Source organism: Dactylosporangium sp. NPDC005555 (genome assembly GCF_040605635.1).
Taxonomy (GTDB): Bacteria; Actinomycetota; Actinomycetes; order Mycobacteriales; family Micromonosporaceae; genus Dactylosporangium.
The window spans coordinates 1-15186 of sequence record NZ_JBEXDG010000052.1; the positions used below are offsets into that span (position 1 = coordinate 1).

The window sequence follows — 15186 nt, forward strand, 5'->3', positions numbered from 1 at the left end:
TTCGCTGCAAAACCAGGCCCGCACCAGCCACACGAATAGGCTCTGACCAGCAACTTAAGGTTGGGGTCGTCATCGCCCCCAACGGGGATCGCAACACGCGCCGCTGCTCCGGGGTCGGCTCAGGCTCGCCGTCGTCATCGCCCCCAACGGGGATCGCAACATGTGGACGTCGTCCGGCTTGACCTTGAAGAACTTGTCGTCATCGCCCCCAACGGGGATCGCAACAGACGGATCCGGCCACCGACAGACTGAGCGGCCTTGAGTCGTCATCGCCCCCAACGGGGATCGCAACCCGAAAGAGGCAAACACGCTGATGACTGCGGAGCTGCTGGTCGTCATCGCCCCCAACGGGGATCGCAACATGAACTCCACCAGTCCGGTCATGACGCCATTGTCGTCGTCATCGCCCCCAACGGGGATCGCAACGCTTATGTACGGACTGGTGGTTCAGCCAGCGCGTCGGCGTCGTCATCGCCCCCAACGGGGATCGCAACGGTCGGTTACCGGCCCGGCCGTCACCACGTGGAAGTTGTCGTCATCGCCCCCAACGGGGATCGCAACACGTAGATGAGCGGCACCGTCCGGTCCCGGGTGTGTGACGGTCGTCATCGCCCCCAACGGGGATCGCAACATGCCGGCCAGCCGCAGACTCTGAAGCCGCTTGAGTCGTCATCGCCCCCAACGGGGATCGCAACGTGTTCTGGTCGGCGGTGCCCTGGTCATCGTTCTGCTGGCGTCGTCATCGCCCCCAACGGGGATCGCAACACGGTGGTGATGCCCTCGACGACGGCCCGGACCAGGGTCGTCATCGCCCCCAACGGGGATCGCAACAGGCGATCCGGCTCAACATGGCCGGCGCCAGCTGGGACGAGTCGTCATCGCCCCCAACGGGGATCGCAACACGACGCGCGGAGTGCGGCGGCTGCCGCGGCGCAGGTCGTCATCGCCCCCAACGGGGATCGCAACTCGGACGGCAGCGACAGCGAGCCGCTGTTGACCGTGAGTCGTCATCGCCCCCAACGGGGATCGCAACCAGGACTGCGTGCACTGCGAGTGCTGCCACTGCACCAGTCGTCATCGCCCCCAACGGGGATCGCAACACGGACAGCCGTTCGGCCTTCGCGCTGGCGAGGGCGTCGTCATCGCCCCCAACGGGGATCGCAACATCGTCGCCGACGCGCAAGGGCGGACCCGGACACGGTCGTCATCGCCCCCAACGGGGATCGCAACAAACCAGGGCCGGTCCGCTGGGACGATCCCGCGTCGTCATCGCCCCCAACGGGGATCGCAACGCTGACGGCCGCGAGGGTTGTAGATCGGCGGGGTCTGGTCGTCATCGCCCCCAACGGGGATCGCAACGTCCACCCGCCCCCTCTGCTACGCCCAGGGCCCAGGGGTCGTCATCGCCCCCAACGGGGATCGCAACCTGACCCGACGATTGTTGGCGCCAAGGTGGGCGCGGCGTCGTCATCGCCCCCAACGGGGATCGCAACGCGTCGCCTCGACCTTGAAGCCGGCGCGCTCGACGGAGGTCGTCATCGCCCCCAACGGGGATCGCAACATGTACGCGAGCAGGTCGGCGCGTCGTACGAGCCGCGTCGTCATCGCCCCCAACGGGGATCGCAACACTTCAAGGCGGTGCAGTCGTGACGTACGTCCGGTCGTCATCGCCCCCAACGGGGATCGCAACACGGACCGCGCGTCGGCCATCGATGGGAGCGCGGTGGTCGTCATCGCCCCCAACGGGGATCGCAACCAGCCGAGGGTGTAGCACTGCTCGGGGATGATCACGTCGTCATCGCCCCAACGGGGATCGCAACGTGTATGGGTGTTCTCATGTGGTCCCCTCTGCAAAGTCGTCATCGCCCCCAACGGGGATCGCAACCGGACGCCGCCGCTGCGCCGGCGGCTCGTGACCTCGCCCGTCGTCATCGCCCCCAACGGGGATCGCAACACGAGCTGTCCGGCGCCCGTGGGGATCTTCTTGAGGTCGTCATCGCCCCCAACGGGGATCGCAACGGCCGCGACAGCGACGCCCTGCGCCCACGCCAGCCCGACTAGTCGTCATCACCCCCAACGGGGATCGCAACGTCCAGGTCCACAGTGGGACGGTGGCCGGGGCGGGTGTCGTCATCGCCCCCAACGGGGATCGCAACTTGATGAGCTTGACCGCGACCTTCAGGTCACCGCCGGCGTGTCGTCATCGCCCCCAACGGGGATCGCAACAGCGCGTCGAGGATGCCGACTCGCTCGGCGGCAGTCGTCATCGCCCCCAACGGGGATCGCAACCTGGTCCACCCGCCGTGCGGTGGTTACCTGCCCGACGTCGTCATCGCCCCCAACGGGGATCGCAACGCGGCTCGCCACCGGTCACCGCGATGATCGGCAGCGTGTCGTCATCGCCCCCAACGGGGATCGCAACCGGCAGGCGGGGGCTGGGATCGCTTTGACGATCAACACGTCGTCATCGCCCCCAACGGGGATCGCAACACCAGCAGCGCCGCGCCGGTCAGGTTCGGCATGCTCTGGTCGTCATCGCCCCCAACGGGGATCGCAACGGCTGCGCGGGTTCCGGGGTCGGCTCGGGGGTCGGTCGTCATCGCCCCCAACGGGGATCGCAACCTGGACGACCTGACGATCGTGACGTCGCCGTGGTACCCGTCGTCATCGCCCCCAACGGGGATCGCAACATGTGCAGACCGTTCTGGTTGGCGTAACTGTATGCAGGTCGTCATCGCCCCCAACGGGGATCGCAACAGGTGTGGCTGGACATCACCCGCGAGGCCCTGACCGCGTCGTCATCGCCCCCAACGGGGATCGCAACATCACCACCCGGTCGTACGGATAGCTCTCGAACCACAGGGTCGTCATCGCCCCCAACGGGGATCGCAACCGCATGGCGTCCGCCGCCGTGCAGACGAGCGGTGGGGTCGTCATCGCCCCCAACGGGGATCGCAACCGGCGTATCCGTGCGTGTAGACGACAACGACAGTGTCGTCATCGCCCCCAACGGGGATCGCAACGTCGCGGTGTACACCGTGTCCTTGCCGGCCTGGAGGTCGTCATCGCCCCCAACGGGGATCGCAACAGGATGTCGCGCCGATCGTAGTCCGGGGACCACTGGGTCGTCATCGCCCCCAACGGGGATCGCAACAGGCAGCGGACGTCGACGAGTCGCTCGTTGTCGTCGGTCGTCATCGCCCCCAACGGGGATCGCAACACGATGGACCGCCGGTTGGCGTTCGCCTCGACCGGGAGTCGTCATCGCCCCCAACGGGGATCGCAACTAGAACCCCTGCCCCATTCCTGCACGACGCGCCTCCTGTCGTCATCGCCCCCAACGGGGATCGCAACACCGTTTAGGTGCCGGTCGCGCTGACGGTCACGGTCGTCATCGCCCCCAACGGGGATCGCAACAGCACGAAGTAGCGGGCGTCGGGCTTTTCGCGGCCGGTCGTCATCGCCCCCAACGGGGATCGCAACACGGCTGGTGGGCGATCCACCACTGCGGGATGTGGGTCGTCATCGCCCCCAACGGGGATCGCAACATGCCGAACGGAACGACGGGCTTCGCGGTCCGCCGCGTCGTCATCGCCCCCAACGGGGATCGCAACTTGTCCTTCCCGTTGACGATGCTCATGAATGCCGGTCGTCATCGCCCCCAACGGGGATCGCAACCGCAAGAGGTCGGCGAGCTGCCGATGCAGCGCCCGAGTCGTCATCGCCCCCAACGGGGATCGCAACAGCCCAGCGCAAGCGCAGCTACAACGCCGAGGACGCGTCGTCATCGCCCCCAACGGGGATCGCAACTGCACGAGACGCCGCCGACCAACTACCAGGGCGGTCGTCATCGCCCCCAACGGGATCGCAACGTGGAGCGGGTGGGGTACCGGCTGGCGTGCCTGCGTCGTCATCGCCCCCAACGGGGATCGCAACAGATCGTGGAGGCCTGACCGTGGCGACCGCACTCGACGTCGTCATCGCCCCCAACGGGGATCGCAACACTCGGAGTGGGTTTCCGGCCGGCGGGTGTTGCTCTCAGTCGTCATCGCCCCCAACGGGGATCGCAACACGCGGTCGGACAGGCGGTTCTCGATCTGGCGAAGCGTCGTCATCGCCCCCAACGGGGATCGCAACTGCACCACAACCAGTCTCGGCGGCCAGGTCAGCGCCGCGGGTCGTCATCGCCCCCAACGGGGACCGCAACGCGTACGCCTGCGCGGCCGTGATCGGGCTGACGTACAGTCGTCATCGCCCCCAACGGGGATCGCAACAGGTGGATGTTCGCGGGCAGCTTCAGGTCTTCCAGTCGTCATCGCCCCCAACGGGGATCGCAACTTGACGCGGGGGCCGGATGCGGCGTGGAAACACGAGTACGACGCGAACGCACATGATCTTGACCCATTCAGGGTTGCTGACGTTGACCGGTTCCATGAAGGACCACCAGAGTCCCCGGTGGTGCGAAGGGCGGAACGAGTCGTGGGTCGACGGCAGCTGGAGTGCCACCGTGAATGCGTCGTCCGGACGTGTCAGGTCGTAGACGGCGCCGAGTGAGTCCGGGACGGCCACCAGGTCAGACACGGCGAACAGCACTTCAGCGGCAACCACGCACGACATCGTGCCGGGAACCCGCCGCATGTGCCAAGTCGAATAGATGTGTCGTTGCGCCGCAGATGCCGCGGCCCTCGATCGCCGGCAACGGCCGAACGCATGGAGGTCGCGATGGATGACAGCAGGGCGCGGGTTCAGTGCGGTGGCACCGGTCCGCGATCCATCGCAGCATCCTCCGGTGCCACCTCCCCAGCACCCAGATCGGCACCGGCAATGTCGCCAGCGGGCGCAGAGGCGACAACATCCGCGGCCATCGCGACCGGCGGTCCCACGACCTGGTGGATGGGCCTCCACTTCGGGCCGAGTTCCTGCCCGAGGGCCGGCGGTTCCAGCGTCCGGTCGTCTGCCAGCAGCTCAGCCACGAAAACCTGCGCCTGGATGCGGAACGTCGTCTCGGTGACCACGACCGGCGCTTCGAGGAGGCTTTCGTCGATGGGCACCAGGCCGTTGCGGTGCTGAATTCGGGTGAAGTGCAGGGTCGCGATGGTCAGCATCATGATCTGCGCGATCAGCGGCACCGCAGCCCGGAATCGCTCCACAACGCCGAACGAGCGGGTCGGCGCGAGCCGCTCGGTGTCGTTGTGGATCAAGTCGCCGTAGATCCAGGCGAACCCGAGGACGTTGTCGGCGAGCCGTTCGGACACGCCCGACCCCGCAACCGATCGCTCCAGTGAGTAGCCCCGCACGTCCTGCCCCTTGGGCTTGATCTTGGCCCATTCCGCCCGCAGGCCTTTCAGGTCGTCCATGACGTCCTGCGGCGCGGACGCCGCGCGCAGGAGGTAGCCGAGCGCGCTGGTGACCTTCGCGTGGAAGGTCGGATCCTCGTTGAGAATCAGCGGCCGCACCCGGGCCGCTGCCGACTCGACCACCTCCTCCGGCGGCAACTGTTGGATAATGGTCGTCACGCCCGTCACCCGGTCGAGCACGGCAGGGAAGGTCATGCTCGCCAGCCGCAGCAGGGCGTCGCGGTCCTCCGCGAGAGAGTGCGCCTCGACCCGGCGGGCCCGCGGCACGAACGCGGCCAGGGCGGCATGCGCGTTCCGCTCGGCCTGATCTCCGTCAGTCACAATCCGTAGTCTACGGAGCGCGGCAACCGCAATACGGAACGACAGCCCTATGGGCTCAATTACGCGCCCGAGGAATCGACCCCGCGCCGATCGATCCAGCAAGCAAGACGGCGTCCCCGTAACAGCAATCTACGAACAATTGACCTGCACTCCATCGTAGTTGGAGTACGCACAGGCGTACGTCTTGCGCATGTAATCCATGGATTTGGGTTCACTCGCCGCTTGGACCCACCCTCGACGACAGACGGTTTGACCTGTGTTTACATCAGCAGCGAAGGCTTCTCGGACCACCTTCTAGCGATATACCCAGTTGATTCAGCGTATCGAAATTGCTAGACTTTGCGCATGGACACGTGCTTCGGGCACGTATCTCACAAATGGGGGATAACGTCCCCCCTTCGACACGTGCGAACCGCTCTGCAGGCCCCGAACGGTCGCTGACTATGATGTTGAAGGGTCCCCTCGCAGGTCGTCTTGCGCGTGCGGGTCGATGTGCTCGAAGTGTTCGCGAACTGCCGTCAGCAGCGGCGTGACTTTGGTGCTGCGCAAAGGCTGGCCGTTGTCGCGGAGTGCGGCTGCGAAGGTGTCTCTGGTGATCGGGTTGCCGGTGGCCCGCAACTGCTGATACGCGTGTGCTGCGGGTTCGAGCAACGGCTGCAGGTCGGGCGGTAGCGACGCTGGGCCGTCACGGGTCGGTGTCACCACGGCGCGGGATTGGTCTGGTTGTCCGTACCGATCAGCGGCCCGGGATCGTCCGCTGGGCCGTCCTTTAGGTAGGGGCCTGTCCCGCGATGCGGCAGCGGTTCTCGAGGCGTCCGCGTCGCCGGGCGCCTGGGTTGCTGAACGCTGGTCGCCTGCGTCTGTCATCGCCCCGGCAAAGGGGCCGCCGATGCGTTGTTGCGTGGGAGCGGTCGGGGACTCGGCGCTGATCGTGCGGACCTGGGAAGCGATGTCGAGCAGGCTGAGGGTGAGGACGGCGACGAGGCCGTCGACGCTGATCGGGAGCAGGTACACGACCTGCCAGCTTTCGCCGTAGCGTTCGGCGACGCCGACCATGTGCAGGTAGCTGGTGACACCGGCGATGACGGCGATGGCGACTGTCGCGACGATACGGATGCCGCCGAGAAGGCGGTGGCGGATCGGGACGCGGGTCATGACTTCGATCGCGGCGTACAGGGCGAGAGGCGACCAGGCGGCGATGCTGCGCGCGACGGGGTCCGGCGCGGCGTGCAAGACGTTGGCGGCCATGCTGACAGCGAGCGCCACGCCGAGCGCGGCCCGCAGCGTCCATTGCATCAGCCGCAGCCGTCGCAGCAGCGTGGCGTCACGGTCCGGTGGAGGTGCCTGGACGGCGGGTTCCACGGTGCCGGTCATGCTGCACCGCTGAGGTCGACCGCGTCGCCGAGTGCCGCGTGCACGACGGTCAAGGTGGCGGCTTCGGGTTGTTCGGTGATGTCGGCCAGTGCGGTCCGCAGCTGGTCGTACCGATGACGTGCTTCGTCAAGGGCGCCGAGGCCCGCATATGCGTCGATCGCGGCGCGGGCCAGTGGTTCGCTGTACGGGTCGATGTCGGCGGCGGCGTCGAGCAGCACGGCCGCCTCGGTCGGATCGGTCGCGGCCACGGCCGCGGCCAGCTTCTGACGGACGGCGATGCCGTGTCGGCGGCATTGTTCCCGTGCTGCTTCGATCCACGGGTAGGTGGCATTGCCGGCGAGGTCGCCGGTGTGCAGGGCGACGGCTGTCCGCAGGTGTGTCTCCCGGTCGGGTGCGGACGGGTTGTCGTGGGTGAGGGTCTGGTCGAGTTGCCAGAGGTCGACGTGGAGGAGGTCGGCGTTGAGCAGGTACCGGCCGCCGGGGTTGTCGACGGCTTGGGCGCTGCCGTCGCCGGCTGCTCTGCGTACGGTGCGGCGCAGGTTCGACACTTCGGTGGAGAGTCGTTCGGCGGCGCGGGTGACGGTGGCGTCGGGCCACAGTGCTTCCATGATGTCGGGGAGTTCTGCGCCGCTGCGGTGGACGGCGAGGTAGGTGAGCAGTTCCTTGGCTCGTCCGCGGAGTCCGGGGACGGGCCGGCCGCGCCGGTCGAGGACGCCGACGTCGCCGATGACCCGCACGTGGACCCCCTCCGGCGTAGGTTGGGCCGCTGCGGCGGCGGCTGTGGGCGCCTGTGCAGGGTGCGGCGGGCGTCGACGTGCGCCGGGTGGGGGTTCGTCGATGAGGATGGCGTCGATGTCGTAGTCGTGGCCGGGTATGACCGTGGCCGTGATCCGGGCCTGTTGGGCGGCGTCGGCGTGCGTGATCAGCACGGTCTGCGGCAGCGCTTCGATGTCGCGGATGTCGGCGTAGCTGTCGGCGTCGTGTTCGGCGACGAGCCGGGCCCTGTGCAGTACCTCTGCTTCGAGGGCGTCGATGGCATCGTTGACGGTTGCTGTGATGGTGAGCGCCGCGCCGCGTGCCGGTACCTCCTGGTCGGGTAGCAGGTGCTGCAGCGTCGCTCGGGGGATGATCACGCTGGGCGCCGGGTCTGCGCCGAGGGCCGCGTCGACGAGCTGGCGAGCAGTGTCCTGCGGGTCCGGCGCTGCTGCGGGTGCTGTGGTGTAGTCGACGTTCGGTGAGGGCGCCGCTGGGACGGCGGGCGGGTCGGCCGGCGCCGGTGCTGCGGTGGCAGCGGCTGGCCGGGGTTCGGTCGGGTGGGGTTCGGTCGGGTGGGTACGTGAGCGGCGACGGCGCAGCAGCAGTGCGAGGGCGACCGGTGAGCCGAGCACCGCGAGCCAGGGCAGCAGGTCGGTGAGGCGGTGCCCTGAGGTGGTGGTGCCAGCGGACGGTGGTGCGGCCTCGGTGTCGACCGAAGCGGACGGTGCTGTGGGCGGGGCGGTGGTGGCGGGTGGCGCAAGGACCGTCGGTGGAGCGGTGGTGGCCGGGGGCGGCTGCACTGTGGTGGCCGGTGGTGTGACGGCGGGGCTGGGGATCTTCAGCCGCCAGCCGGGGTAGATCACGTCGGGGTTGGTGAGGGTACCGCCGACGTTGGCGAAACGGGTGCCGCGGTTGAGGGTGTAGATCTCCGGCCACCGCTTGGCGTCGCCGAGCTCGGTCCTCGCGATGCGGGACAGCGCATCGCCGCGTTTGACGACGTAGATGACGGGCTCGGACTCCGCCGGTGCGGCGAGCGTGCTGGCCATTGGGACGACGAGCGGGCTCATGGTGCCTGTGGTCGTCGGCTGGCTCACCGTGTCGTGCAGCTGCAGTGTGGACGTCGACGCCGGCGTCGGGCCGGCCGCTGCGACCCCTGGTTGCAGGGCTGTGCCCAGCAGTCCCGCCGCCGCGGCGACCGCCCGGTGCAGCGGCATCGGTAGCCGCACCCGCGCGATCCTCCCCCCGCGGAGCACTGCGACGGTGTCGGCGATCGTCGCGTACAGCAGCCAGCACCAGAACATCCAGGCGGCGGTGACCGCGGCAAGGATCAGCAGCGGGCCGTTGAGCGGCTGCCCGGCTGACTCGACCCAGTCGACGGTGTCCCAGCAGGCGTCCGTCACCTGCCACAGCAAATAGGGAAGCGCGGCGAGGCACGCGAGGCCGGCGAGCGCGGTCAGTCCGCCGAGCAGCGCCCGGAAGAGGGCACGGCGGGGGAACACCGTTGATCGAGCCGCATGCATCGGGACCTCCATCGCGGACCACGCGCCGGGTGACCTCAGGACCTGAGGACCGTCCTGGCAAGCTTCGACGAGCCGCGCGCCTGGCGGAACGGATCCGCAGGTCACGCGCCGTCACAGCGGGTCACACGGGATCACACCGGGCCGCATCGGGTCGCATCGGGTCGGTCGGTGGCGGTCAGCCGATCCAGTGGGGCGCGTTGTCCTGGACGCCGACCTGTCCGTCGACGTCAAACTCGACGGTCGTGCTCGCGTCGGTCCACCGGCGGGGTTCGACGACGTCGACGCTCCACTGGTACCGCACGACCGCGACTCCCGGTGACGTCGTCCGCACGGAGACGGTGGAGTGGTCGTCGACGTGCACCGTGATCACCGGCAGCCGTTCGACGGTCCAGGTCGGTGACTTCTTGAACGGGGTCCGCGCGTCGTGCCCGAACGGGCATGTGTCCGCGAGGTTCCGCCACTGCGGCGGGATCGGGTGGAACTCCTGCTGCCCGGCGCAGTAGGTGATCCTGTCCGTGATCTGCTGTTCGATCTGCGGCTGCAGGTCCGGCCGGAGCGTCGGCGTGATCACCGTCGGCGCCGGGTCGATGCCGCCGGCGATGACGACCGTGGCCGTCGACACGGCGAACAGCGCGTCGCCGTCGACGGCGACGGTGTAGGCACCCGGTGGAGCGAACAGGTCCGGCTCGGTGCCTCCGGACATCTTGTCGACCGGGTTCGCCGCCAGGGTCACGCCGGCGACGTGGATGCGTTCGCTGGCCGCGGTGCGGACGTCGATCCGCGCACCGGGCAGTCTGCTGATGCTCCACCGGTGGCCGAGCAGTCCGCTGCGGTAGCGGGTTGCCTGGACGTTCTCCTCGGCGGTGGCACCGTTGACGGTGTACCGGACCCGGATGCTGCGGTGGTCGTCGTCGCTGGTGCGGCCGGACACGATGTCGAACTGTTCCGGTGCCTGGTATCCGGTGGTGAGTCCGTCCGCGCTGCACAGTGGGCTGCGTTCGCACCAGCCGAGCCGGTCGAGTTGCTGCCCGTCGTGCACGGTCAGCGCCGCGAACACGGCACGGACGATGCTTTCGGGTGAGTCGGTCGGCCCGATCCCGGAGCAGCGGACCGCGACGCCGGCAACCAGGAGCATCGCGACGGCACCCGCCACGGACCGGATGCCGCGGCGGCGACGGTTGCCGGTGCCACCATCGACGGGCCGCAGCACGCGAGGGGCGGGCGCGGTTGCCGGCAGCATCGGGTAGCCGGTCGAGTCGTACTGGATCAGTGTCGGTGCTGCGGCCGGTGTACCGGTCATCGCGGGTTCCGTTCTGCTGCGGCGGATTCGGTCACGCCGGGGTCGGTCGTGGTGAGCTCGTCGAACAGCAGCGTCGTCGCCGGCTGCGGTGCAAGCTGTCGCAGCAGCGTGTCGTAGGCGCGGTGGACGCCGTCGAGGTCGCCGGCGACGGCGTGGCGGCGCAGCACCGCCCGCACGACAGCTTCGTTGTCCGGGGCGATTCGCAGTGCCCGGTGCAGCAGGGCGAGTGCGGCGCCGTGGTCGGGTTCGGCGTCGGCCAGGTAGGTGAGGACGTCGATGCGGTGCCGGGCGGTCGATTCCCGTACCGGGTCCAGCCATGCGCTGGCCTGTCCCTCGGCGAGTTCACCACGGTCGAGACCGGCCGCTTCGTGCAGCAGCTCACGGCGAACGCTCTGGGTGGGAACGCTGTCGGCCGTGTCGAGCAGGTCGTGGAAGCGCCACAGGTCGACGTCGACGTGGGCCGGGTCGAGCCGGTACCCGCTGCCGCCGGTGAGGACGGTGTACCGCTGCACGACGTCGCTTCCGGCGGCGGACCGGAGTTCCTGCCGCAGTTCGTGCACGGTCGTCGCGAGCCGCCGCGACACGGTGTGGGCCGGTTGACCGGGCCACAGTGCCGCGGCGAGGTCATCGCCCGTGGCGCCGCCGCGGTGGACGGCGAGCAGGATCAGCAGGTGCAGGCCGGCGGTCCGCCGCACCGAGACCGGGGTCCCGGCGACGTCGCCGGTGCGCACTGCGATGTGGACCGGTCCGAGCACCGCGATCTGCAGTTGCCGCGTCCTGGCAGCCGCGGCGACGGGTTCGAGCGCAAGCGGCTGCGGTACCGGCTGCGGAGGTTCGACCTGCGGGGGTGAGAGCTCGGCTGAGGGGTGGCGGTGGAGTCCGGCGAGGATGATCGCTGCAGCCGCCGCGTCGAGCACTGCGAGCCGGACGGCAGCTGCCGAGACGGTGCCGTCAGTGCGGACGTCCCACGACGGCAGTGACGGGTCGGCGGCGACCGCGACGACGGTCACCCCATCCGGGCCAGGTTCGAGGTGTCCGTCCCGGCCCCCGACGGCCAGCACCTGCCGCCCGGCCTCGGCCAGCTCCACGCAGGTCGCCGCCGCCGTGTGCCGGCCGTCGACGACGTGCAGTCCGGGCACGTCGACGACCATGGCACCGAACAACGACCGCAGGTCACCCGCCGCGATCACCGCTGCCGGTCCGGAATCCGAGCCGGCGGCGGCCAGCACGGCCACCAGCAGGCCACGCACGGCGCTCGCCGCACCGGCGCCGCTGAGGCGGACTCCCCCGGCCGGCAGGTCCGTCAGATCCAGCCAGCCCGTGACGGCGCCGCCGACGGTGACGCCGATCGTGACGCGACCGTCCACACCGGACGGTGCCGGCAGCGGGGTCAGATCGGGGTCGTCGCGCCACGCGCCACGCGGCGGCCGCGGCTGGTACATGCGGCGGCGCTGCGACCAGATCACCGCAGCGACAGCTCCCGCGGCGACCGCCGGCAACGGCAGCCAGCCGGAGGCGCCGACGTCAACGCCCTGTGCCGGTGCCCCGGCCCGCGCCGTCCGCGGTCCGGCGGAGTGCGGGGACGTCGCGGCGGGACTGTTCCCGGCCGCCGGCCGGGCGTCCACGGCGGCGTGGACGGCGAAGCCGTCCAGCAGCAGGCCGACCGCGCCCACGACCGCGCCCACCGACGCGTGCAGCGGCGCCGGAGGGCGCAACCGTCGCCGGTCGGGGCGACGGACCCGGTCCACTGCCCCGAGGACTCCGCCGACCAGCAGCCAGCCCCAGAACATCCAAGCGCCCGCCAGGGCGAGCAGGACGACCGTCGCCGCGGACAGCGGCTCGTCGACCAGCGCCGCCAGGTCGGGCGGGTCCGCGAGGACCCGCCGGGTCAACGCCAGCAGCAGCCAGGGCATCCCAGCGATGACCAGGACGACCACAGCGACGCCGGCAACGGCACGCAGCAGTTGCCGCACCAGCCAGCCACCGCTGCTCACCGCGGCGGTTCCGACCGTGACACGGCGACGCTCCCCGGTTCGAGGGCGTCCTGCGGTCTGGGCGCACTCAGCACGGCGCCACCTACCGCCGCCAGAACCCGCCACACCCACCACCCGGCGACCACGATCCCGACCGTCACCGCGATCAGCCCCGCCGACTTCGACGTCAACGTGGCAGCGGTCAGCAACGCCAGCGGGGTCGCCGTCAGCACCCGGATCCAGGCACGGCGGGCCACCAGCAACGCGACCGCCACCCCCAGCAGCGCCCCACCGACCCGGCCGATCTGGCCGAAACTCTCCGTCGACCCCGCGTCGTGATCCAGCCACCACGCCAGCGGCCACAACGCGGACGGCGAACCCGTCACACCGAACCCGATCAGGAACTCACCCACGCCGATCAGCACGATCACCGTGACCGGGAACCGGAACCACTGCGGCCACGACCGCTCCACCAGCGCCGGCCGGATGATCACCGTCAGCCCGGCCACGGCGACGGCGACCGTCACCGACGTCGCGGCCAGCACCGACCAGCGCAGCAGCGGGCCCGCCGGCACCTCGAAGAACCCGACCGCGATGATCGCGTACCCGACCGCGACCGCAAGACCGAGCACCGCCGACGCGGCCAGCGCCACCCCGTAAAGTCGCCGCCACAACCGCTCGTCCTGCAGGTCCATGTACCGGGCCACATGCAGCCAGGACGCGCCCGCCGCGGTCGCGACGACGGCGAGCACCGCCGCGGCACACAGCCCGCCCCAGTGCGCCAGGAGCCAGCCGTCGTCGATCGAATGCGGCGGACCGTACCGTTTCGTGCCGGTCATGAACTGAGCGAACAACGCCACCGAACCGGCCGCCGCCAGCACCGCACCGGCCGCGTCCCGCCCACTCGGCAACGCCGGCACGTCCTCGGCCGGCACCGGCTGCTGCACCGCGCCGAGCACCGCCGCCGCCTCCGGCTGCAGCACCGTCACAGGCCGTACCCCAACCGCGTCACCGAACGCGTCGGCGATGACCGGCAGCCGTGCTCCCCCGCCGACGCACACCATCAGCCCGAGCTGCCCACGAGCCACATCTGCCGCCTCAACCGCCTGCACGGCCGCAGCGACAGCACCATCCAGCACACCGGCGGCCGCCTGCCGCAACTGCGGCACTCCGAAGACGACCGGCTGCCCGCCCTGGCCGGGCACGAGCACCGTCGGGGCCGCCGACAGTGCCTCCTTCGCCAGCCGGGCAGACACCACCGTGTCGGCGGCGACCAGGTCCGCCGTGCCACCGGCCTGCGGCGGCGACAGCCAGGCGGCGACCGCCGCGTCCATCGCGTCCCCGCCCCCGGAAGCGGCACCGACGCTGGCGAGCACGTCGAAGCCATCGCCGGTCCGCGTCAGCACCGTCGCGGAGAACCCCGCACCCAGGTCGCAGACGGCGAAGACCGCCTGCTCGGGCAGGTCGACGCCGCCGGCGAGCAGATGCCAGCCGACCGCGACCGGCGCGGCGATCAGCTCGGCCTCACCGGCGCCGGCCCGCTGCAACGCGGCACGCAGCAATGCCCGGCGACGCGGCCCCCACGATCCCGCAATCACGACGCGGACCGTCCCAACCTGCGATCCGGCGGCCTGCGCAGCGGCGGCGAGCGCAACCTGCAACAGCGCCGCGACCAGGTTCGCGGTCTCGACCACGACACCGCCGGCGTCCACAGTGTCAGCCGACAGCCGGCCCATCGGATCGGCGACCAAACCCTCGGGGTGCTGCTGCGCCCGACGAACCGCAGCACCACCCGTGACCAGGGTGCCGTCCTGCTCGACGAGGACTGCGGACGGCATCCACAGGTCCCGGTCGAAACAGACGAGGTGCACCACGCCGTCCGGCCCGGCGTACGCAACCTTCATCCGCGACGCACCGATGTCAACGGCAACGATCACCCCGGAACGTGAATGCATTGATGCATTCTTACGTATCGAATACCGGTTGTGTGACCCGCCCGTCACTCCACGCCTCGGTCGTGCCCTTGAACAGCCGGCGTCCGGATGGCCCCGCAACGCGATGGGCAACCGGCCTGCTCCGCTCCTGGAGGAGTTTGGTGGCTGTCAGACCAGCTCGGCCAGAGCGTGCCGTACCGCTTCAGCGCGGTCGATCGACATCAGAATCTCACGCCCGTGCAGCGGCTCCGTCAGGTGCCACGGCTGCCTGTCGACCAGTTCCAGCATCACGAGTTCGATGTGCTCATCCGAGCCGTCCGGGTCGGCCACCTTGCTGAGGTAGAGCCCGACAGGCGGATCGCTGGTCTTCACCACGATCGGCTCGGACCGATGGAGTCCGTCGCCGTCAGCGACGTAAGAGGACGTCTGATTCAGGTCTTTTGTGAGGTATATTGTTTTATAAAATAAGTGGGAAGAGCTATTCATTACGAGCTTGAACAGCACCCAGTAGTGCCGGACCAGGCCCCAGCTCGTCCCCAGCGACTGCACGACCCCTGTCACGAGGCTCGCCACGCCGAGCGGCACCAGGGTCCACCAGCCGACCGGCTCCAGCACGCGGGGCGCGGGGACCGCCGACGATCCCCGCGCCCT

Annotated in this window: 7 protein-coding genes and 1 CRISPR repeat array; all 7 genes read right to left on the bottom strand. The window is 69.8% G+C overall.

Features of this window, described 5'->3' with window-relative positions; genetic code table 11:
- Positions 1–65 precede the first annotated feature (65 nt).
- Positions 66–4338: direct repeats of the CRISPR family, unit length 30 nt; unit sequence GTCGTCATCGCCCCCAACGGGGATCGCAAC.
- A gap of 407 nt (positions 4339–4745) precedes the next feature.
- The 7 genes from ABZS58_RS38725 to ABZS58_RS38755 all read right to left on the bottom strand — a co-directional run bounded on the left by ABZS58_RS38725 (position 4746) and on the right by ABZS58_RS38755 (position 15150).
- Positions 4746–5678, bottom strand: a complete 933-nt coding sequence (locus ABZS58_RS38725; RefSeq protein ID WP_354788514.1) for a hypothetical protein — start codon at positions 5676–5678, stop codon at positions 4746–4748.
- A gap of 441 nt (positions 5679–6119) precedes the next feature.
- Positions 6120–7052 carry a DUF2637 domain-containing protein gene (locus tag ABZS58_RS38730; RefSeq protein ID WP_354788515.1) on the bottom strand — a complete coding sequence of 311 codons (933 nt, stop codon included), beginning with the start codon at positions 7050–7052 and terminating at the stop codon, positions 6120–6122.
- Positions 7049–9328 carry a BTAD domain-containing putative transcriptional regulator gene (locus tag ABZS58_RS38735; protein WP_354788516.1) on the bottom strand — a complete coding sequence of 760 codons (2280 nt, stop codon included), beginning with the start codon at positions 9326–9328 and terminating at the stop codon, positions 7049–7051. The genes ABZS58_RS38730 and ABZS58_RS38735 overlap by 4 nt, the downstream gene beginning before the upstream one ends.
- Before the next feature lie 175 nt (positions 9329–9503).
- The gene (locus tag ABZS58_RS38740; protein WP_354788518.1) at positions 9504–10628 is read right to left on the bottom strand and encodes a hypothetical protein; all 1125 of its coding nucleotides are present in this window, start codon (positions 10626–10628) and stop codon (positions 9504–9506) included.
- Complete coding sequence (locus ABZS58_RS38745; RefSeq protein ID WP_354788519.1) at positions 10625–12622, bottom strand: hypothetical protein; 1998 nt, start codon at positions 12620–12622, stop codon at positions 10625–10627. Before ABZS58_RS38745 ends, ABZS58_RS38740 begins: the two co-directional genes overlap by 4 nt.
- The gene (locus ABZS58_RS38750; RefSeq protein WP_354788520.1) at positions 12619–14505 is read right to left on the bottom strand and encodes an Hsp70 family protein; all 1887 of its coding nucleotides are present in this window, start codon (positions 14503–14505) and stop codon (positions 12619–12621) included. Before ABZS58_RS38750 ends, ABZS58_RS38745 begins: the two co-directional genes overlap by 4 nt.
- Positions 14506–14703: 198 nt before the next feature.
- Entirely contained in the window at positions 14704–15150 is a 447-nt protein-coding gene (locus ABZS58_RS38755) for a hypothetical protein (protein ID WP_354788522.1), read from the bottom strand.
- Between the last annotated feature and the right edge of the window lie 36 nt (positions 15151–15186).

Coding starts and splice junctions, on each gene's coding strand:
- ABZS58_RS38730 (WP_354788515.1), bottom strand. CDS start 7,052: ATGACCGGCACCGTGGAACCCGCCGTCCAGGCACCTCCACCGGACCGT.
- ABZS58_RS38735 (WP_354788516.1), bottom strand. CDS start 9,328: ATGCATGCGGCTCGATCAACGGTGTTCCCCCGCCGTGCCCTCTTCCGG.
- ABZS58_RS38740 (WP_354788518.1), bottom strand. CDS start 10,628: ATGACCGGTACACCGGCCGCAGCACCGACACTGATCCAGTACGACTCG.
- ABZS58_RS38750 (WP_354788520.1), bottom strand. CDS start 14,505: ATGAAGGTTGCGTACGCCGGGCCGGACGGCGTGGTGCACCTCGTCTGT.